The sequence below is a fragment of the Gorillibacterium massiliense genome (genome assembly GCF_000455485.1).
Classification (GTDB): Bacteria; Bacillota; Bacilli; order Paenibacillales; family NBRC-103111; genus Gorillibacterium; species Gorillibacterium massiliense.
In genome coordinates, this window is sequence record NZ_CBQR020000099.1 from 1 (window position 1) to 21,292 (window position 21,292).

Sequence of the window (21,292 nt, forward strand, 5' to 3'; positions counted from 1 at the left end):
CTTTGAACAACCCGTTTCCTTGGACCAGCACGGTTCCGTTATCCGCAAGCTGGACATCCCCTTGCAGACTGACGCTTTGGAGCGACTTTGTTTGCTTGAGAGCGGTTTTATATGCGTCGTAACCTGATGTTCCCGCGAGGGCAGTGAATCCTGTCGTAACCATCACAATACTGCTGATGCCGATAGCGCTGCCCAGCATCATCCACTTCTTCTTCATGCTCTACCTCCTTTGGTTGATAGACTTCATCCTCAGGATAAGATAAGCATCTAAAATAGAGGTGAACCGTATCTTAAAAATTTATTAACTCCCTTTCAGTAATAAAGCAAAAGGCCTCCCGTGGAGGAGGCTTGAGCGAGAGAACATTCATTTTCGTGCAAGCTGCCGCTTTCTTTAATGCTTCCGCAAGGCGAGCAAGGCATCCGCCGCTTTCGCCGCATCGTCCAGCCCCATCTGCGGCGTGAGCCGGCCCGTAAACACGAGGGTCAGCGATTTGGCCATGATCGCGTCGATCTCATCCCACTGGGGAATGGGCGGACGCAGAAAGGCATGATCGAGCCCATCCATCGTTGCCCGCACGTAAGAATCTTTGCTGAGCTCGGAGGGAATCGGCGTATCGAGGGTGGTAGGCAGTTGCCCAACCCGGAACATCTCCTCCTGGGCTGTGGGGGACAGCATCCACTTCATGAACGTCCAAGCGGCTTCGGCGTGCTGGGAACGTTTAAGAATGACCAGATCTTCTCCGCCTACGACCGATCCGGCCACTCCCGGAAAAGGAGCGGTCTCGGTCTGCTGTAGGATGTCATTGCCGACGCTGCGGGTATTCAAAAAAATCGAATAGAACCAAGGGCCTTCGTCGATCATGAAAAGCCTGCCTGCACGCACGTCGTTCCACAAGTCGACGCCATCGGTGAGGGACGAGATGCGCAGCACGCCCTCCCGATAAAGTGCCAGCAGCTTTTCGATGGCTTGTACGCTGGCGGGACTGTTCATATAGCCCTCCGCCCGGCTCCAGTCGGGACTGAGCAGCTGCCCGCCGTAGCCGATATAGTAAGGCAGAAAGCCCCAGGAGCTGAAATCGCCGATGCCGATGGCGCTGCCGCTATTCCGCGCCAGTTCTACCGTTTCCGCTAATGTTGCGGGCGATTGCTTGACCCCGGCGGCGGTCAGCAGCTTCCGGTTGTAGACGGCGATCTTGGTACTTACGTTGAGCGGAAGCCCGTAATAGCCGCCATCGTCATAAGCGGTTTGCAGAAGGTCCCCTCGCACCCGGGCTTTGACCTCGGGAAAGTCGCTAAGCTCGCTCAAGGGATACAGCAGCCCAAGCTGGGTGAATTGGGGCACCCAGGTAAAATCCATCCTCACCAGATCAGGCGGCTTGCCTGAGGTGGCCCGGGAGATGACCGCTGTCTTCAGCGAATCGGTGTACGGCTGGCGGACCGAGCGGATCTTGATATCCGGGTGCTCCGATTCAAACAAGGGAATCAGCACGTTCTCGAACACCCGGGTTTCCTCTTCGCTGTACGTGTGCCAAACGACCACTTCCTCCGCTGCCGGGTCTGATTCTTCAGGCAAGTGGAGCGGTCCTGAGATGAATTTTCCGCTGCCGCAGCCGGCAAGGAGCAAAGCGGGAAGCAGCAGCGCCGGCAGTAGCTTCCGCATAGATAAAAAAGTACGCATGGAAAGTCGTTCTCCTTGTCAGTGAGATAAGGAATTCATCCGGCACATCTCCCGGTAATCCACCGGCGAGCGGTCCGTCAGCTTCTTGAACAGCTTGCTGAAATATTTCACGTCATTGAAGCCCGCCTGCTGCGCCACCTCGTAGATCCGGGCATTGGTTTCCGCCAGCAAATCTTTCGCTTTGCCGACACGCAGAGCAATGACATAATCGATGAAATTTTGACCGGTCTCTTTCTTGAACATCAGGCAAAAATAATTTTTGCTGATATGCACATGTTCGGAGACGGACTGCAGCGTTAGCTCCTCCGTATAGTGTTCGCCAATATAGCGGATGGCGCCGCGGATGAAGTCGCTGCCGTCCTCCGGCAGCCTGCGCTCTGCCCGCTGCCGGAACTCCTGAATCCCCGCCTCAAGCCGGGATTCCAACTGCTCCAGTGTCTCGCTCCGCCGCAAGCCCTCCAGCAAATCCAAGAGGTTAGGCGCCTCCGGGCGGCTCGCCCACAGAAGCGTCAGTGCTTCCGCCGCTTCCTGGCGAATCCGGACGGGGGTGAGAATCCGCGTCCGCCACCGTTCCCGGAGCCGCGCCAAGGCGCTTTCCGCCGCCTGCACGCCGACAGCTTGCAGTACCGCCCCGAATTCCCGCGCCAGCTCATCCCCCGAAGCGGATTCGCCTCTCCCCGCGGCCTGGCCCTCATACAAGCGCCCCGTCCCTTCTAAAAATCGCCGGTCCAAAGCATTCCGCGCCTGCAAAAAAGCAGTCCCCATGGAGTCCCGCTCCAGTTCCCCTTCCAAACCGACCGCCGCAACGCGGAATCCCGCCGTCAGACCGATGCCGAGGGACAGTTCCATCTTGGTCTTGAGCCCGGAAAGACGAATACCGGCGTCCGGCCCGGACAAAAGGAGAACCAATTCCCCCTCGTCCAAGGGAAAGACCACCGCCCCCTCTTCCGCGGCATACGCCAGCTCCTGCATCTCATCCAGCAAGATGCGGGAGTACAAAGAACCGGACTCTTGTTCAATTTCCTCCAGATTATCGATGGCCAACAGGGCGAGACCGCAGCCCCCCGGAAATCGCAAAGAAGGAATGTCGGCTTCGGGAAGCTTCCCTCCGCCAAAAAGCAGCCGGCGGACGGCCAGTTCCCGCTTGCGGCGGCAAAGCTCCCGTTTGCTGCCTGCGGCGTCCCCGGCCAGGTCCGTTCCTTGCTCCCGCTCCAGCACTTCCACGCAGCGGTCCAGCACCGCCGCCAGCTCCTCCGGCTGCAGCGTATGCTTCAAAATATAGTCGACGGCGCCCAGCTTCAGCCCTTGTCGGGCGTATTCGAATTCGTTGTAGCTGCTGAGCAGCACCACCTTGAGGCGGTCGTTTATCTTCAAGGCTTCCCCGATCAGCTCGAAGCCGTCCATCACCGGCATTTTGATATCCGTAATCAAAATGTCCACCGGCTCAAGCTCCATGGCGTCCAGCGCTTCCCGGCCGTTGGCGTAATCCCCCGCCAGGCGGTAGCCCCGGCCTTCCCACGGAATGGAAGCCTTCACGCCGAGCCGGATAATCGGCTCGTCATCGACGATCATCACCCGATACATGGTTCATCACCTACTCTCATCTCGTTTGTTTATCTGCAAGGTGACGATCGTCCCTTCTCCTTTGCGGCTTTCCAGCCGGATTCCCGACCCCGGGGCAAAATAAAGCTGCAGGCTCTCCTGCACATGCTTGAGCCCGATGCCGACTCTGCCTTCCGCGATAGCGGCGTTCAGAGGAGAAAGCTCCGCCAGCTTAGCGGCGTCTATGCCAACGCCGTTATCCGTCAATATGATCGTGATGCGCTCCGGCGATTCAACGACGCGGATGTTGATATCGCCATCCGCCCCCCGGGGCACGATGCCGTGAAAAATCGCATTTTCCACGATGGGCTGAATCAGCATCCGGGGAATCCGGAATTGGCGGACATCCTCTCCTGCTTCCACATGCAAATGGAACGACAAATTATAACGGAGCTGCAAAATGATCAAATATTGCCGGATGACCTCCAATTCCTCTTCGATGGTCGTCATGCTCCCGGTTTTGGCCATGTTGAACTCCAGCATAAGGGACAGTGCCGACAAACCGGCAAAAGCTTTATCGTTATCGCCGAACTTGACCAACCAGCGCAGGGTGTTGAGGGTATTGAACAGGAAATGCGGATTGATGCGGTGGATCACCGCCCGCAGTTCCGCCTCCTGCTTCATCGCCTGCTCTTCCCGCACCAGCACCATCAACTGCTCGATGCGGGAAGTCATCCGGTTGAATTGGTGACTGAGCTGCCCGATTTCGTCCTTCGTCCGCACCGAGGTACGCACGTTGAAATCGCCGGTTTCTAACGTCTTCATCTGCCGGGTCAGTTCCTTGATGGGCTGGGTGATCTTTTTAGCGATGAGCATCCCGACGATGACGGCTAGCAGGGCGAACAGCCCCGCCGACAGAAACAAGGAGTTGCGCAGCTGCTCCATCTGTCCGGTGATTTCCCTAACCGGTACGATTCCCACCATGGTCCATCCGTTGGATAAGGGCATCTTCACGCCATAATAGGGAACCTTGCCGCGGTTGAATTCGAATTCCGTCTCTCCCGGCGTCACGATGTGGCGGTACAGCTCGCCGTCGTCCACCGTCTTGCCCACCATGGTCATATCTGGGTGAATCATGACCGTCCCTTTGCTGTTGGTTACGAAAAAGAGTCCCGTTTTTCCCAGCCGTACCTGAGCGATCTTTGCCAGAATGGCGTCTCCATCCAGATTCACCATGAGATAGCCGATATTGTCCAGCGTGGTAAAATCCTTCATCACCCGGCTGATGGGCAGCACCAGTTGGGTATCGTCCGCAGGACCGCTGAAGGGATCGTACTGCAGCATCGCCCAAACGGTTTTGCCGTCCGCCACCTCGGCTTCGCGGATCCATTCAAAGGAACTGAGGCTGTACCGGTCCCGCTTCGGCTGGGAAAAGGTGCCGCTCCCCCAGCTTTTACCCGATTCCCGCAAAATATGGGCGGAACGCACGAAGGAGCTGGAATAAATCGCCGTATTAAGGGTATTCGTCAGATCGTCGTCCCGATCCGTGATCTGCTCGCGAGTCAGGGAGCTGCTATCCTGAGCGATCAAGCTTTGGACGCGCACGTCGTTATAGAGCAGGTCGGACATATCGCTGCCGACGTTGAAACTGTAAGATAATGAATCCGCCGCCTGCTTGGCGATCTGAATCGACGAGCTGCGGGCGTTGGTTTTCACCACTCCCGTGGAAACCTCATAGAAATAGAGGCTGGTCGACAGCGTGGAGATCAGGATCACCAGCAAAATACCCAGAATCAGCTTGGTGGCGACGCGGTTCTTGACGGCGATTGTACGGAGCATGAAGCACCTCGAATTGCAGAATGTCTGGCATTGTAAACGTTGCCAACTCCATTATAGTCGATCCGTTCAAGTCCCGACGCAGGAAAAGGGTGGATTATCTTCCGCACTTGCCGAAAGATAATCCACCCTTGGGGGGAGTTCCCGAACCTTTTACCCCTTATGACTGATAATGAAACACAACCGCCTCATAGGGCCGCAGTACGCTGCTGCCGTTTCCGAGGGCGCTTGCTTCCCCGTAGTTGCCGATGACGAGTAGCCCTTCTCCCGGCTGGAAGCCCTCCGGCCAGGAAAATTCCGCGTCGCTCCCCGAATAGTTGCACAGAACGAGTAGCCGCTCCCTACCCAAAGTGCGGGAATAGGCGAACACCGCCGGATGCTCCGGCAGCAATAGCTCGTAGACGCCGTGAACGATGACAGGAAGCTCCTTGCGCAGCCCGATCAGCTTGCGGTAGTAATGGAATACGGAACCCTCATCATCCAATGCCTGCCCGGCGTTGATCTCCGGGTAATTGGGATTAACAGCAAGCCACGGCGTACCAGTGGTAAACCCGCCGTTCGCGCTGTCGTCCCATTGCATCGGCGTGCGCGCGTTGTCCCGGCATTTGGCATAAACCGCATCCATGACGGCGGTCTCGTCGACATCGGATTCGGCCATTTTTTCCTTGTACATATTGAGCACTTCGATATCCCGGTAGTCGTCGATACAGGCGAACTTCGCGTTGGTCATGCCCAGCTCTTCTCCCTGATAGATGTAGGGAGTCCCCTTCATCATGTGCAGGAAGGTAGCCAGCATTTTCGCCGATTCCACGCGATACTTGCCGTCGTCACCGAAACGGGATACCATCCGAGGCTGATCGTGGTTGTTCAGGTACAGGCTGTTCCAGGCTTTGCCCTCCAGTTCCGTCTGCCACTTGCTGATGACCCGTTTCCATTCCGTCATTTGAAAAGGCCGCAAATCCCACTTCCCACCGGGACCGGAGTCGATATCCATATGCTCGAACTGGAACACCATGTTCAACTCCGAACCGTCGGCGTTAGCATACTGGATCGCCTCCTCCGGCGTTGCCCCTGGCGCCTCGCCAACCGTCATGAGGTCGTAATGGCGCAGCACCTCACGGTTCATTTCCTGTAAAAACTCATGTACCCGGGGGCCATTCATGAAGTAGTCCCCACCCCAGGCATAGCGATCCGTGCCCGCAGAAGGCAGCCCTTCCGTTTTGGAGATCAGGTTGATGACGTCCATACGGAAGCCATCCACCCCTTTTTCCAGCCAAAAATTCATCATATCGTACACTTCCCGGCGTACTCGGGGATTTTCCCAGTTGAGATCCGGCTGCTTGCGGCTGAATAGGTGCAGGTAATAGTCGTCGGAAGCTGAATCGTACTGCCAGGCTGAGCCGCTGAAGAAGGACGTCCAGTTGTTGGGCTCGACGCCGTCACCCTTGCCTTTCCGCCAAATATAATAGTCCCGGTAAGAATTGTCCGGGTCCGCTGATTTGCGGGATTCGATAAACCAGGGGTGTTCGTCGGAGGTGTGGTTGACCACCAGATCCATCATCAGCTTCATACCCCGGTCATGGAGGCCCTTCAGCAGATCCTCCCAATCGGCCAAAGTGCCGAATTCGGGATGGATGCCCCGGTAATTGCTGATGTCGTAGCCGTTATCGTCATTGGGCGATTCGTAGACCGGAGACAGCCAAATCACGTCTACCCCCAGGATCTTCAGGTAATCCAGTTTGGAGATGATCCCCCGCAAATCGCCGATGCCGTCTCCGTTGGAGTCCATAAAGCTCCGGGGGTAAATTTGATACACGACGCTTCCCTGCCACCACTTGCTCTCTTGCTGGTTCATTTCACTCCATCCTTCTCTCCATATTCAATAATGAGCATGCTCCAATATTTCAAAGAAGGCAGTTCCACCGATACGGTACCGTCGGCGGCCTTCTTCATTTCCAGCGTCACGGGCGAACCGCCGTGGACATCGGGGCTTGCCGTCCACACCTTGGCAATGGCCTTGCCCGCAGGCAAACGGACCGTCAAGCGTTCCATCAGCCGTGGTTCAGGCTGGGTTCCCTGCAGGTCCCGCCAGGAATCCGAATCGGCATCTGCCAGATTGACCAGATGAACGATATCCTTTCCAGGCATCGTCTTCGTCAACGCCCAAACCTTTCCCTTCTTGGGCTCGTCCGACAGCTCCACAGCCCCATTTTCCCCGGCCGCCTCCGCCATATTCACACTAACCGCAGTTTCCGCGTCCTCCGCGCCGTCCCGTAGCAGATTTTCATAGGCCACGGCAAAATCGTAATAGGCGGTGAGGGCCGATTCCAGCCCGTCGGATATTTTTAAATTGCGGTTAGGAAAATATTCCTTGGCCAGCATGTTCTCGCCTAGCTCCAAATGGGCGCCACCAGAAGCGAAAATGACCGCATCCGTCAAGAGCACCCCGGGAGTGTTGAACTCTCCGGCACGATCGGCTTTGTCGTAATCCATATAGGCCGCGAGCACGCTGTTTTTGCCTCCGCTTACCTGCCGGTTCTGATCGATGACGGTTTTCAAATCCGCATACTTGCTCCGGCTTTCCCACAGCTCGCTATACATGAATTTCACGTCCGCCTTACCGATGGACGGCTGCCCGAATTGGCTGACCGCGTTCATCACGTAATCCACAACTAGAACTTTTTTTGCTTCGTTCAAAAACCCTTGATAGGAATTATACAAATTGATCTTCTTTCCCTGATAGGTGTATAAATTTCCGCGGTCTCCCAACTGGTCCACATGCCATCCGTCGAAGGGGAACAACCGAAAAGCTGTCTTTTCCGCCGCGAACAAATAATCTTGCCATTCCTTATTCCCCGGGTCCTGCAAATAAATATCGTCTTTCCAGCCGTCAGGAAGGGGATGGTGGTCCTGGTTCTGCCTGAGGGGATCGGTGTACATGCCCCACTCCGGCTTCACGCCGTCTTCCGCCGCGGTTCCCGTGGAGCCGAACAGCAAGTTGTAATTCATCGCCTTCATCCCGGAAGAATGGGCTAGTTCGATATACCGCTGCACCGTATCCCGGTAGATCGCGCGTCCGGCAATATCCTGCCATTGATCGGCGGCCTCGCCGTTTTCCAACTTCACAGGCTGATGGTGGTTCCACTGCCAGTCATAAAATTGAATGCCGCCCATATGGAACCGGGCGAGCCGGTCAATGACCGCCGCCTGCTCCGTATCTGTCATCTTGTGGAAATCAGCTAGATAGCCGTAGCGGGGAAACCGCCCCCAATCCGACGAAACGTCGACGGCGATGGAGGCGTGGTCGCTTATTTGCTTGCCTTGAATGAGGTAGGCGTCGACGAAATAGCCTTGATAATCATCCGCCGGCGGCTCCCATTCCCAAGCGACTTCGCCTCCTGCCTCCGGTACCTCTACCGTGGCGCTGCCGATGATTTCATCCAGATGCCGGTAGCGTACCGCAAGCCTCCCGCCGGTCCCGTCCTTCACCTGAACGGTGAACTTCACGGCGGCTCCCGGCTTATACAGCGCTTTGTCCGTGTGGATCACCCCGAGCCCGTCTCCGTCCGCCACTTTCTCCCAAAGGAAATCCTTGGGCTCTTTGTTGCATGCCGATAAAAGGACGGACAGCGCAAGGATAGCGCCTGCGCCGACGCCTAAACGGATGCCTCTTCGGGTTGATGCGATCTTTTTCACCCTTTGACCGCTCCTTCGTTGAATCCGCCCTGCACGAAACGCTTTTGGAAAATCACGTAGATCAACATGACGGGAATCAGCATGATGATGGCGGCGGCAAATACCCAGCCGTAGTTGGTGGCAAACTGGTCGTTCAACATTTGAAAGGCGATGGGCAGCGTCCGCTTGATTCCCGTTTTGAGGATGACAAGGGCAGTAAAAAATTCCTGCCACGTCCCCATGAAGGAGAAAATCGCCATCGTCCCGATAGCCGGCTTAGACATGGGCAGATAGATGTTCCACAGAATCCGCCAATTGCCGCCGCCGTCCATCAGCACCGATTCCTCCAACTCCTTGGGGATGCTCTGGAAAAATCCCCGCAGGAAAAAGACCGAGCCCATGACGCTGGTGCTGATGTACACGAGCCATAACCCCCGGTACGTGTCGACCAGGCCGAGGTTTTTGATAATGATGAACACCGGAATGATCCCCACAACCGCCGGCATCATCATCGTTAGCAGAAACAGGCGGAAGATCAGTTCTTTTCCCGGAAACGCAAATCTGGCGAAAGCGTAAGCCGTGATGCAGCCGATAGCCAAGCTTCCCAACACGCTGACAGTAGTGATCAGCAAGCTGTTGCCGAAATAGCGTAGGAAATGATTTTTTCCCCAAACGACCTCAAAGTTGTGCAGATTCGGCACGGCGGAAAAGACCACCTGCGGCTTCGGCAGGGAATAAACGGATTTGATAAAGGACGTCATGATCATGTAGACGAATGGAAAGGTAAACGCCAGCGCCCCCAGCAGGAGGATGCCGTAGACAAACAGTTTTGAAGCAAAATGCACCTTCATGGTCGATCCCTCCTTTTTACGTTAAAACAGGCGCTCTTTGCCGATATTTTTTTGCCAGGTCCAGGTGGAAATGAAGATGACGAGGCCCATCATGACACTGAGAGCGGCGGCATAGCCGAAATGCGTGTACTTGAAGGCTTGCGAATAAATGAGGCTCTGCAGCACTTCGGTTTTGTTCAGCGGCCCGCCTTTGGTGATGAAGTACACCTGCGGGAAGAAGTTGAACGCCCCCTGCACCAGATTGATCAGGATATACAGGGACACCGGCTTGAGCAAAGGAATCGTAATGTGGAAAAATTTGTCCACCCCGCTGGCCCCGTCGATATCCGCCGCTTCGTAATAATCCTTGGATACTCCCTGCAAAGCCGCCAAATAGATGATGACGCCCCAGCCGACGGTTTTCCAAATGTGGAAAAGCCAGATGACCACCATCGCCGACCATTCGTTGGCGAGCCAATTGACGGGCGTTTGCAGCAGATGGAGCTTCAGTAGGACAAAATTGACAATCCCATACTCGCCGCTGGCGAACAAATAGCGGAACAGGTAGGCGACTACCAGCCAGTCGGTGACGATGGGCAAGTAATAGATAAAGCGGAAGGTCATTTTGAACCGGATGAAGCTCATATTGATCAACACCGCGAAAAACACCGACAAAAACCAGTTGATCGGCACCGTTAGGGCCACGTTCAACACCGTATTGCGGACGGCGTAGCGCACTTTTTCGTCGCCTAGCGCCTTGATGTAATTGCTGAAGCCAATAAATTGGCTTTTCTGCCCGGGCATCAGCTTGACGTCCTGAAAGCTCATGATGACGTTTTTGACGATGGGATACATGGAAAAGACAACAGCGGCCACAAGGCCGACGATAAGGAAAGGCAGCACGGCCTTCCACTGGGCCAGCCCTTTGCGGAACGGTCCTTTTTGCCGCCGCGGCAGGGCACCTGGGATACCTTGCGCCGGTTGTCCGGAAAGATCGCGCAACATCGCGTTCAAGCTCCTCTCTGCTGTGCCTTATGCAAGCTTTGGCTGAAAACGAACCTGCTCCACGTCACCGTATGAAGACGTGAAGCAGGCCATTCCTTGCATCGGCATTTTGTATGGGGATAAATGGGCGAATCAGTTTTGATGCATGACCGTTTCTACCGCTTTAGCCGCTTCATCCAGCACAGCCTTGGGCTTGCCTTCGCCGCGGAGAGCTTTTTCAAAGGCTTTGTTGACGATATCCTCCATTTCGCCGTACGCGGCGATTGGCGTGCGGGGCAGCGCGGTGTTCAACTGGTCCGTAAACTCCTTGATAAACGGAGTCGCTTGCACTTTAGGATCGGAGGCGGCGTCTTTATTGGTAGGAATAAGGCCGGTCTGCGCCATGAGGATCTGCGGTTCCTTCGTCATCATCCACTTCATGAAGGTCCAGGCTTCCTCCGGATGCTTGGAGCCGGCAAACATCACTAGGTCCTCTCCGCCGATGACGGAATGGGAACCGCCAACACCTGCCGGGAACGTCGTGCGGATGGCGTAGTCCAGCGGGTCACGGGACTTGTCGTCGTCATTCATCAGGATGCTGTAGAACCAAGGCCCGTCGTCGATCATCATGTACTCGTCGGTATTGAAGCCATCCCATACGCCGGGTTCTCCGCCCAGCGCCGTGGGGATGATCAGCCCTTCTTTTTGCCAGCCTACGATGGTTTCCAGCGCTTTGACGGAAGCCGGACCATTCAGGAAGCCTTCCGCTTTCGTATAATCTTCGTTGGTGTACACGCCGCCGAGGCTCCAGAAATAGGGGGCCATAGACCAGATGGAGGTGCCGGAGAGGCCGATGTAGCCTTTACCGATGCCTTTCCCCTTCAGCGTGCGGGCAGCGGCTACCATTTCGTCGATGGTTTTCGGAGGCTCGGACAAGCCGGCATCCTGCAGCAGCTTCTTGTTCCAGAGGGCAATTTTCGTATTGGTGTTAACGGGCAAACCGTAATATTTTCCGTTGTAATAGTTGGTTTCCATCGAACCGTCGAACAGCGTGCTTCTCACGTCATTGAAGTCGGACCGTGCGCTCAGCTCCTGGAGAGCTCCCATCTTGGCGAATTCAGGTACCCAAACGATGTCCATCCGCATGAGGTCGGGAGCGGCGCCGCCGGATACGCCGGCAATGACTTGCTGCTTCAAGCCTTCTGTAGGCATCCGGGTCAGGTTCAGTTCGATGTTGGGATGTTCTTTTTCAAACAAAGGCTTGATCTGCTCCACGAGAATTTTCTCTTCGGCGTCGCTGTACGTATGCCAGTATTCCAGCTTCACTTTTTTGCCTTCCGGCGCTTTTGTTGCCTGTTCAGCCGTTTTCGTTGCCGTCGTTCCGTCAGGCTTGGCGCTTGACGAGTCGCTTTTTCCGCTGGAGCAGGCGGTCCCGCCAATAGCCAGGGTGAAAGCGGCTAAGCCGGTCAATAGATTGCGCGTCCATTTCTTCACGTTCATGTCCTCCCTTTATAGGTGCTCGCGTTTCCAACGCAAAACCCATTATGGAGGCAAAAGAAGCCGTTCGGAACCGCTTACATTCCGCTGAAGGGGTCGCATATTCTCGAATCGCCGATAGCGGTTTGGAATTTTATTTCCATTTTTCTATCGGTGGTGGCCGATCTTACGGAAGCTTTTTCACGAGAGGGGGAGGATCTACCGATTCCGTGTCTGATCTTCCCGACTTGCGCCGTGGGAGCCGCTCAGCCCTTTACAGCTCTCCAGCCAGCCCCCAATAATGGAGGCAAATCGATTTGCGAAGGGAGTGCCGACATGTCGGACCAGATGAAATCCCAAAACTCTTATTTAACCGTAACTCCTACGAAGGGGCAGTATGCGATCGGGGAAACGGCTGTCATGAATTTGTCCGTAACGTTGGCTCAGGAAAGTCCAGTTGTCTGCGATTGGACCGTTTATCGCCTGCACCACCCGGTTCTGAAGGGAAGCTGCCAGCGGGCGGCTTTAGCTGCTGGAGAAACCCATATCCTGCCGATTTCCCTTGCGGACCTGCCTGCGGAAAGCGGCGCCTATGGCTTTTATGTATCGGTAAAAGCGGGGGAGGAACAAATCGGTGAAACGGAGACGGCCTTCGATTTCGCCGGGCATTGGCGGGAAGCTCCGCGCTACGGCTTCCTTAGTGATTTCTCGCCAGAGGATGGTGGGGACGACAGCGACACCGAATATTTGAACCGCCATCACATCAATATTGTGCAGTACTACGACTGGATGTGGCGGCACGACCGACTTTTGCCGGAGGAGGATACCTTCACCGATCCGATGGGGAAAGTCTCATCGCTCGCCGTCATCCGGGAAAAGATCAGCGCGCTCCGGAAGCGGGGCATCGCCTCCATCGCCTATGCCGCCGTGTACGGAGGCTTGACGGATTATGCAGAGGAGCATCCCGAGCAGGTGCTGTACCGAGCGGATGGAAAATCCTATAACCTCATCGATCTTTTTCACATCATGGACATCAGCCCCGATTCCGCCTGGACGGAGCACATCGTGGGGGAATTCGCCAAGGTCATCGGCTTCGGCTTCGACGGGCTGCATCTGGACCAGTACGGCTTCCCGAAGAAAGCGGTCAGGCGGGTGGATGGCAAAGCGAGTGTCGTTGCCCTGAAGGAGCTATACCCCGCGTTTATCGCAAAAGTGCGGGAAGCGGTTGACCAGGTGCGTGAGGACACCGGCCTCATCTTCAACAATGTCAGCAACTACCCGCCGCAGACCACGGCAACGGCGCCCCAGGACGTTGTGTACGTGGAGGTTTGGGACCCGGTTTCCCAGCTCGGCCACCTGAAGCCAGTCATTGACCGGGCTCGAGAGCTTTCCGGCAAACAGGTGATTTTGGCGGCGTATTTGCCCGCTTTCAATCCCCACGATCCCAAAGATCAGTCGGAATCGGAAACCGGCGCCCAGCTTGCCATGGGGGCGATATTCGCGAACGGCGGCTACCACCTGCTCTTGGGCGAGCACGAAAACATCCTTACCCAGGCGTACTATCCCGACTACGGCGAAGTATCGGAGAAATTTAAAGGGACGATCCAGCATTATTACGACTTCATCGTCCAATACCGGGAGCTGCTCTATGATCACGACCTGGACGATATTTCCCTCACGTTCTCCGGCGGCATCAACCAGGAGATCGTGTTCTCCAAAGACGGTGTAGCCTTCGACCCTCACCAAACGTTGGGCAAGGTGTGGACGATCATCAAGGAAAAACCCGGCTATACCGTGATTCACCTGCTCAACCACACCGGCATCGACAACGATGTTTGGCACGAGCCGAAAAAGCAGCGGCCTGACCTCATCGAGAACATCGTGGTCCGGGCAGAAATTTTGGAGGAAGTCGAAGGCGTCTACGTGGCATCTCCCGACGGCTCCTCTGTCTTGCCCACCCCACTCGCTTACGCTTGGGTATCCGGACCGGACGGCCGTCCTGTTCTGGAGTTCACAGTTCCCAGGCTCGACTGCTGGACGATGGTGTACATCGCGACAAAAGCTGGGGTTGCGGTGAGATTGTAAGGCAATGCCGATCATAAAAAACCGGACCTATCCGCGCTCGTCAAAGTGCGGATAAGTCCGGTTTTGGTTTATGAAAAGGATATGATTTCTCCAAATTGCTTAGCTTCACACCATGTCAACCTCATGACCCAGCAAATGATGGATAAGCCGTTGTTCGTTTTCTCTTGCGTCGTTCAGATGAAAGGCGTGGGAAGAGTTGGCGGACCAAAGCAGTTTTTTGCCTTTCGGCGCATCTAAATCTTCGTAAAAGCGAACCAATAGCTCAGGCATCACATGCTTCTCTTTGGCCCCGTGGATAAACAAGGCGGGAACCTGCAAATCAGGCGCTTCAAGAAAGAAATCGAACGTATTCAAATCGTGAATCAATTCATCCGTATAGGACAGCTTAAACCCGCGCACAAGGGAATTGAAAATATCCTTAAGCGAATAATCCGGAGAGCGCAGCATGATGTTGAGTCCGGAAAAGAAAGTTGCCGATCCTTTATCGCCGGCGTCGTAAAACATGGACCGGTACTTGACTTGCCATTTCCGGAGGGCACCCCATTGGTCAAGGCTTTCCAAATACGGGGGTTCACCGATGTCGGCAAGTTCCTTCAACGCTTTGCGGTCGTTTCTCTCCCGCGCCGCTTCCATGAGCCATTGATAACTGAGCTTATCATTCTCGGCCCAATTGACGATTTGCGAGAACCCAGTATAGGAATGATAGTTTTCCGGATTGGCATGGGCTAGCGCCAGCCCGATCACGCTGCCCCATGAATGGGCGACAAGATGCAGCTTATCCTGCCGGAAACGCCGCCGAAGATGATCGGTGACTTCAAGGCCATCGCTTATAAACTGCTTTAGACGCAGCGTATTTTTGGGAATATTCTTGGAGTACGATTTGCCAGTGCCCCGTTGATCCCAGAATACGACCGTGAAATGCTTGATCAGTTGTCTCGTCGTCATCACGAGGGCATAATCCGAGCCGCGGTTTGATACACCGGGAATCGGCATACTCGGACCGCCATGAATAAACAGCAGCACCGGACTGCCCGGATTTTCCGTCTGGATAAGTAAGCTCTGTTCGGTCCCCCCGATTGTTAATCTTTCGACTTCACTAATCCCGGCCTGAGAAATCTTAAAATCGATCCGGCTGAACCATTTCATAGTGACGGCCTCATTTTCCTTTTATCTTCATTTCCTATTAAACTCTACTTTACCATTTTATCCTCAACGGAAAATAAAGGGAGACGTTTCTTTTTATTAATTGGGAAAAAATACTTGATACTTCCAAACCGGCTGTTGGATTTTTTAGAAGAATTGAACTTAATCTATTGAAAAATCTTCGAAAACCGGGATGCTTCTGGTAAAGTAAAAATAAGCAATGTTCGGCAGTTTGAGCAAGCCCAAAGACACAAGCCAATCCTCCAGCCGATGGAGAGCAATTGAAGGTGAATTCACTTGAAAAAGATCATCGTTTCCTCATTCATCTGCGCCGCCTTATTCATAGGCGGAGGGGCATCGGCCGCTGCGGTCAACGGAATGTTTCAAGGAAAAGAAATTGTCAAAGTAACAAGCTCGGGGAATGAAGTCAAAGCCGGTGATGTTCCGGCCTACATCGATAACGGACGCACGATGGTCCCCATCTACCTCCTTCGCGATCTTGGCGCTTCCGTCGCCTGGGATGAAAAAACGAGAAGTGTGGATGTGAGTCTCCCGCAGCAATCGGATAACCACGTCGAAATCGATGAGTTGAAAGTTAAAAGCATATTGACCGATCAATTCAATGTGTTGCAATCCTTTGGAGAATCGCTCACCCAGCTCAGCAGCGGATACAATCTTGCATACGATGGGCTGCAGAACGGATCCACTATGCAACTGAAAATGATGAACGATAATCTGAACGACGTCACGAAGGCTTATAACGACACAATTAACATCGTTCTCGATTTGAACAAACAATTGGAATCGACTAAATATTTGAACAACGATATTACATCCATCCTAACCTCTTACTCCAATGCTATCGAACTTTACAAGTTTTGTGATTCCGTTTTAAACAATTACGCGCAGACAAAAGAAGCCGCCAACTACACCATCTATTTGAATTCCTCCTTCAAGGGTTATGACGCGGCTTTGGACGGCTTAACGAAAGCGAGAAATAAATACCTGGCAAATTTAGCGTTGCTCCATTCATCGTGATTTTGCGAGAAATGCTCAGTTTCGGGGTTTTCATAAAACAATAAAAGGCTTCCACAAAAAGTGGAAGCCTTTTTCACGACCGTCTACAAGGTTACATCCAAGTCCAACCCCGGACCGATGTGAGAGACGTACGCCCCCTGCAACGCTCCTTCTCCTAATCCAGGCACAGGCCACGGATAGGGAACCCATTTGTTTGCCTCATCATCGAAAGCGACGAACTGGCGGCTATGCCACGGAAAAATGGGAGAAATGCGCTGAAGATCCCCGCCGTTAATCGAACGAGCCTCTACCCAGCAGAAAAAGTATTGCTTGAAGAGCAGCGTCGTTCCCGCAAATGGCGCGGAAGAATCCCCATCGCTCAGATCCAACTGATCTCCCTTTCCGTTGTAAGGAATTCCGGGACTATCGTAAAACGCCACTTCGCCGGAAATCGCAGATTGCAATTTGGGATCCGGATCATCATTCATTTCGATCTGATTTTTGAATTTCGCAAGTCTATACTTGTTCAATCTTGTAATGGGGTCGTAGCTGATTTCTTGAGCCATCTCGGTTGTGATCTGTCGGACATGGAAATCTTTCCATTTACCTGCTTGAGACGTTTTCAGCCGGAAAACAATTTCCGCCGCGTTGAGAAACATCGGTTTCAAAGTCGACGGATTTATGCCTAGCGCTCCATTATTAAACCGGCTCGTTCCTTCTGTCAGCATCTCAATATACGGCATCATTGGCAGCGACTCCGTTTGCGATTTTTGAGCCGCCGTTATCCACGGACTGAGTAAATCCTGCATCCTGGCGTTATCCGTCTGCCACTGAGGATCATTGTAACCGGATCGGGCTCCTGCGTCCGGGACCGTTGCCTTCACTTGTTCAAGCCCGAGTTCATTTGCTAAAGAGTCTTTATAGATCGCTTGGGCATCCTCCGGAGTAATCAAACCTTTTTTCTGATTGCTGAGGAGGACTTGCTGCAAGTCCTGAAGGTTTCTCGTCGTCCGTGACGGTTCAACAGGGGTTGCCGGTATACTGCTCATTCCACCGGGCTGATTGGCAGACTTTGTTCCGCTTCCGGAGCTTCCGCCGCTTCCGCCGCTTCCGCTGCCCGAGGTCGTGCCGCCGGATGAACCACCGGATGAACCGCTTGAAGAGCTGCTGCCGGAGGTGCTTTTTGACTTGTCGACCGGTGAATTGGCGATGGCAACGGAATTATCGGAAAGTTTCTTCAAGAGATCGGTTACCTGGTTTATACCGGACATATCCCGGAAAAGGTTGGATGTCGCCAAAACATTCATTGCAGAGGATAGCCCAGTAGGGTCCGGAACTGAAGGCGGGTTCACGATGTTCACGAGAGATTGCGGGAAAGCGGTCGGTGTCAGATTTTGTGTTTGGGGCTGCGGGGTTACGGCTTTTATCGGGGAAATCTCTGGTGCGAGATGCGGAATGGGTGATTGCTGCCAATCCCAGAAACGAGTGTTGTCGATCTCTTCGGATGCATTGCAATGTCCCAGTTTGGCCTCCGCAAAGACGCCTCTGGCCGGCAAGGTAACGAGTCTCTCATCATAAAGATCATCCATCTGAACTTCAAATACGCTTCTGTCGATGATGTCGGACCATTCGCGATCCGTACAGCTGTAGGCAACATAATCCCCGATGATGTCCAAGGGGCGATTATCGATAATGTCAGCCGCCGCGGTTCCATCGGGGAGCTGAACTCCCGCCAGATAGATAGCTCGGTCAGCAGGGTCCTGTCCCCAGAAAATAGCACGACTGTAGTACTCCTCGTGACTTTTGAGATGCTCAATAAGCTGCGCGCTCTTCACATCATCCTCGATCTCCTCGGCAGGACGTCCGTTAAGCGGAGGCGGAGGAACGGGGCGCTTTGTCGGCAGTTCCACCGTTGCATCGTTCGTTAAAATGAGATGCCCGGCCTCATAGCCTTTATCAACCAGAATGACTTCATTGCCGAAGGCATCGATTCCCGTTACTTTAATATGTTGGAACGAAACATCTGTATTGCTTTCATCGCCTTTAAAAATATCAACCCCGATAGCGATCAATTCGATGTCATCCCATTTCACGAATTCGCCGTTGCTGGTCCTTCCAACGAATGAATTATTAGCATTCGCTTGAGTAAAAGCGCCAGGAGGGCTGAACGGGTTTCCGTCATTCAACTTGTGATTGACCGGCCATAAAACGGCGTTGATGCTGACATTTTCGCCCTTTTCATCCGAAAATAAGCCGCCGGTCATCATATCGAAAACAAAATATCGGAAAGACGTAGGAGGGACAACCTGCACAGGAGCCTCCTTGGATAAAACGATGGCGAGTTGACGGCGATGCTCGATCCGCTCAAGAGCGTCGAAGGCTCCGGCAAGGGATGGGACAAGCAAGTGCGACTCTAAAGCAGCACGGTTTTCCCGTACAAGTTTTTTCGCATCTGGCCCGTCGAACCAATCCGTTTTCAGTTTGATCATCACAGCCGGCCTGCGGCGCACGAATTCGGTAACGATCCGATAGTGACGAAGCACTTCGTAATATAAAATGGTCAACGCATGGCTATGATTGTAATTCACCACCGTGCGCGTCTCGATTGCCTCTTTTTCCGACTGATTGGTTTGTACCACGACTGTGCTTTGCAGTTCCCGGGCAGCCGAGCTTACTTGTGAGATATTATCGCTGATTTTTTGCACCGTGTTCGCCGCAATGTCCCGGGTACCGCTGCTGCTTGCCGTGCTTCCTCCAAGGGAACCTGCAATCCCTACTGCATAAGCCCCGCTGTTATAGCCGCCCGACCCGGCAATCCCCCCCATAAAACTGCTGCCGTGCTGATACTCTTTTACAGCAGCTGTGACCGTCTCGCTAATCATCCGGTCGCGATGTTCTTGATGAACGATCTGCTCATCCAGGGTGGTATTTTCTTTCCGCGCGGCATCGTCTCGCCGGGTCCAGTCGATGACCGCCAAATTGATAGATTCGCCGGGCGCCAAAGGAAGGCTGTATAAAATCTCGCCTAACGAATGACCGAGCGGATACCAAGCCACGCGATACTCATGCACGACGCCCAGACGAACAAGGCCGTCCCGGCCTACATGATCCATATTGCTTAACCCAACGACTTGATAAAACCGGTATTCCTGTAGCGCCAAATGGGCTGGAAGCAAGTTTTCGCAATCTTCATCATCGCCGATCAATAAGGCAGGGTTCGACGCAAACGAGGAAGGCGACAAGCGCCAGTCCGTTAAACTAGGGTCTTGCAATGACAAATACCCCACATTTTTAACGTCAAAAGGCAAGGGCAAAGAAGTAGGTAATTCCAGCTTCGTCAAAATCGCGTCTTCGGCAAATCTCCCTTGGACGAGAGCATCGAACCGCATATCTTCCCGGGCAAAAGCGTAAAACCAGACGGATGTGTTTATAGAGGCTTGCGCATCTTTTCGGCGTTGATCGATTGCATCGACAAGGGATATGTAGATTTCTTTCGGGAGTCTTTTAAGATCGAATGACAAGTAGCCGGCATGATCGGTTGCAAGGATGCCCAACGGATAAGCCGTCTTTGTAGTTTCCGGTGGCGGGTCAAGCTCCTTCAACTCTAGCCCAAAATCCCCGGCCTTTTGGCGAACGGTCTTTTCCGCGGATTGCCGCAAATCGGAATCGGACGTGTTTTTCAACTCGCCACCGTTTGCTGCCTTCATGCTCCAAATAATCTCATAGATGAATTTATCCGCCAGATCGTGCTCGTTTGTAAGTTTGTCGCGGGCATCACTCGAGAGCAAACGGGAGATGGCTTCTTGTACTGCTTTCAGGACGCGGTCAATCGCTTTTGCTTCTGTCATCACTCCGGGATCAAGCTCACGTAATTGCCGTACAATGTGGTCATCCAAACGATGATCGATTTCGACTGTTGATTCAAGGATCGCTTTTGGAGAGACGACTTCAGCATAGAACGGAATGTTGGGAATAGGCAGTCCGCTCCCTTTTAGCAGCAAAAAGAGACTGAGACGCGAAGGCAAGTACATGCGATTGCTCCCTCCTATCGATCAATAATGTCACACCAAATGTCATTACCCTATTTCCATTTATTCAAAACATTAGAAAAATATGTACTTGCCCAATCATTCATGAACGCATTTAGTTCCAACTGAACCCAAAAAAACCTCCACAAGTTCTTTGAACTCGTGAGAGGCTTCTTCCGCTTTTTTACTTATGATAATTCCTGCAAATGCGGCCGGAGCTCGCACCCATTACAACGATCCGCTGTCAAGACTCTTAGCATGAAGCAAGATAAGGGAGTAGCCCCTCGGCAATAACTCGATGGCCTCGATCATTTGGGTGGATGGGAAGAAAACCGCTTAATGCATCTTCAATTTTACCTTTTTGATATCCATAGATAAGCTCCGCTTGTTTTCCTTCAAACCACGCATGAACGGGAACGGTCATTGCGCCGCAGCTTCGAGCGAGTTCGTTCGTCACCCGGTTTAATTGGCCGATCCCTTCAGCCGCAAGAGGGCTGTTTGGAAATGGATTGTATTGCGTACAGATTAGGATTCTGGCCCGGCTTTCATTTTTGATAAACGTGATGATGTTGCGTACATTTCGTCTATAGTTAGCTGCTATTTGAGTTGGTGATAGTGGCAACTGATTTCGAAACGAAGATAGGGCCACCACCGCTAAATCGACTCCTCCGATCCATATGGAAACAACAGAAGCGTGGCTGATCAAGGGGACGCTTTGCCATACGACAGCATCTAATAGATCCTCGCTAGTCCAGCCAGGCTTGGCCAGAACATGCCCTGTAGCCTTACAAGAGCTTGAATTTAACGCTGATATGGCTAATTGGGGGTAAGCATTTCTCAAAGATGAGGCATTTTCCCCAAATGTAATGGAATCTCCGAGTGCTAAATAGATCATAGCCTATCACCAACCCAACGATGGAAATGTTATTGTTTTAGCTTATCTATGATTAAAGTATTGAAACTACGTAAGGAGTGTGTGGACATTATCTGCGAGGATA

Annotated in this window: 13 protein-coding genes and 1 pseudogene; 2 read left to right on the forward strand and 12 right to left on the reverse strand. The window is 53.3% G+C overall.

The window, feature by feature from the left end; all coding sequences use genetic code 11:
- The 9 genes and pseudogenes from TJ79_RS11925 to TJ79_RS11965 form a co-directional block, all read right to left on the reverse strand.
- Positions 1–217: pseudogene (locus TJ79_RS11925) on the reverse strand (hypothetical protein); the annotation flags it as partial.
- Between the two features lie 174 nt (positions 218–391).
- On the reverse strand, positions 392–1,678 hold the full coding sequence (locus tag TJ79_RS11930; protein ID WP_040950543.1) for an extracellular solute-binding protein: 1,287 nt from the start codon (positions 1,676–1,678) through the stop codon (positions 392–394).
- Positions 1,679–1,696: 18 nt separating this feature from the next.
- A complete protein-coding gene (locus tag TJ79_RS11935) occupies positions 1,697–3,262 on the reverse strand; it encodes a response regulator (RefSeq protein WP_040950544.1) in 1,566 nt (521 codons plus the stop codon).
- Between the two features lie 6 nt (positions 3,263–3,268).
- Positions 3,269–5,059, reverse strand: a complete 1,791-nt coding sequence (locus TJ79_RS11940) for a cache domain-containing sensor histidine kinase (RefSeq protein ID WP_040950545.1) — start codon at positions 5,057–5,059, stop codon at positions 3,269–3,271.
- Positions 5,060–5,216: 157 nt separating this feature from the next.
- Positions 5,217–6,911 carry a glycoside hydrolase family 13 protein gene (locus tag TJ79_RS11945; RefSeq protein WP_040950546.1) on the reverse strand — a complete coding sequence of 565 codons (1,695 nt, stop codon included), beginning with the start codon at positions 6,909–6,911 and terminating at the stop codon, positions 5,217–5,219.
- Positions 6,908–8,752 (reverse strand): glycoside hydrolase family 66 protein, encoded by a 1,845-nt coding sequence (locus TJ79_RS11950; protein WP_052339520.1) that lies wholly within the window; start codon positions 8,750–8,752, stop codon positions 6,908–6,910. Before TJ79_RS11950 ends, TJ79_RS11945 begins: the two co-directional genes overlap by 4 nt.
- Positions 8,749–9,582, reverse strand: coding sequence for a carbohydrate ABC transporter permease (locus TJ79_RS11955; protein ID WP_040950547.1), 834 nt, complete (start codon positions 9,580–9,582; stop codon positions 8,749–8,751). The genes TJ79_RS11950 and TJ79_RS11955 overlap by 4 nt, the downstream gene beginning before the upstream one ends.
- Positions 9,583–9,603: 21 nt before the next feature.
- Positions 9,604–10,566, reverse strand: coding sequence for a carbohydrate ABC transporter permease (locus TJ79_RS11960; RefSeq protein WP_052339521.1), 963 nt, complete (start codon positions 10,564–10,566; stop codon positions 9,604–9,606).
- A gap of 132 nt (positions 10,567–10,698) precedes the next feature.
- On the reverse strand, positions 10,699–12,039 hold the full coding sequence (locus TJ79_RS11965; protein WP_052339522.1) for an extracellular solute-binding protein: 1,341 nt from the start codon (positions 12,037–12,039) through the stop codon (positions 10,699–10,701).
- A 21-nt stretch (positions 12,040–12,060) separates the two neighbouring features.
- On the opposite strand from TJ79_RS11965, the gene TJ79_RS11970 reads away from it, so the two are divergent.
- Positions 12,061–14,106, forward strand: a complete 2,046-nt coding sequence (locus tag TJ79_RS11970; protein ID WP_155987857.1) for a glycoside hydrolase family 66 protein — start codon at positions 12,061–12,063, stop codon at positions 14,104–14,106.
- Between the two features lie 105 nt (positions 14,107–14,211).
- Here the strand turns inward: TJ79_RS11970 and TJ79_RS11975 are convergent, their stop codons facing one another.
- Positions 14,212–15,252: an alpha/beta hydrolase gene (locus TJ79_RS11975; RefSeq protein ID WP_040950549.1), complete on the reverse strand. Its 1,041-nt coding sequence runs from the start codon at positions 15,250–15,252 to the stop codon at positions 14,212–14,214.
- A gap of 294 nt (positions 15,253–15,546) precedes the next feature.
- Between TJ79_RS11975 and TJ79_RS11980 the strand changes: the two genes are divergently transcribed.
- Positions 15,547–16,287: a stalk domain-containing protein gene (locus TJ79_RS11980; RefSeq protein WP_040950550.1), complete on the forward strand. Its 741-nt coding sequence runs from the start codon at positions 15,547–15,549 to the stop codon at positions 16,285–16,287.
- An 83-nt stretch (positions 16,288–16,370) separates the two neighbouring features.
- On the opposite strand, the gene TJ79_RS11985 is transcribed toward TJ79_RS11980, so the two are convergent.
- Together TJ79_RS11985 and TJ79_RS11990 are read right to left on the reverse strand one after the other, a co-directional pair.
- A complete protein-coding gene (locus tag TJ79_RS11985) occupies positions 16,371–20,297 on the reverse strand; it encodes a hypothetical protein (RefSeq protein ID WP_040950551.1) in 3,927 nt (1,308 codons plus the stop codon).
- A gap of 250 nt (positions 20,298–20,547) precedes the next feature.
- Positions 20,548–21,189: an SGNH/GDSL hydrolase family protein gene (locus TJ79_RS11990; RefSeq protein WP_040950552.1), complete on the reverse strand. Its 642-nt coding sequence runs from the start codon at positions 21,187–21,189 to the stop codon at positions 20,548–20,550.
- Positions 21,190–21,292: the final 103 nt, after the last annotated feature.

Excerpts from the sequence above, each read along its gene's own strand:
- TJ79_RS11930 (WP_040950543.1), bottom strand. The coding sequence starts at position 1,678 with ATGCGTACTTTTTTATCTATGCGGAAGCTACTGCCGGCGCTGCTGCTT.
- TJ79_RS11990 (WP_040950552.1), bottom strand. The coding sequence starts at position 21,189 with ATGATCTATTTAGCACTCGGAGATTCCATTACATTTGGGGAAAATGCC.
- TJ79_RS11935 (WP_040950544.1), bottom strand. The coding sequence starts at position 3,262 with ATGTATCGGGTGATGATCGTCGATGACGAGCCGATTATCCGGCTCGGC.
- TJ79_RS11975 (WP_040950549.1), bottom strand. The coding sequence starts at position 15,252 with ATGAAATGGTTCAGCCGGATCGATTTTAAGATTTCTCAGGCCGGGATT.
- TJ79_RS11960 (WP_052339521.1), bottom strand. The coding sequence starts at position 10,566 with ATGTTGCGCGATCTTTCCGGACAACCGGCGCAAGGTATCCCAGGTGCC.
- TJ79_RS11945 (WP_040950546.1), bottom strand. The coding sequence starts at position 6,911 with ATGAACCAGCAAGAGAGCAAGTGGTGGCAGGGAAGCGTCGTGTATCAA.
- TJ79_RS11955 (WP_040950547.1), bottom strand. The coding sequence starts at position 9,582 with ATGAAGGTGCATTTTGCTTCAAAACTGTTTGTCTACGGCATCCTCCTG.
- TJ79_RS11985 (WP_040950551.1), bottom strand. The coding sequence starts at position 20,297 with ATGTACTTGCCTTCGCGTCTCAGTCTCTTTTTGCTGCTAAAAGGGAGC.
- TJ79_RS11940 (WP_040950545.1), bottom strand. The coding sequence starts at position 5,059 with ATGCTCCGTACAATCGCCGTCAAGAACCGCGTCGCCACCAAGCTGATT.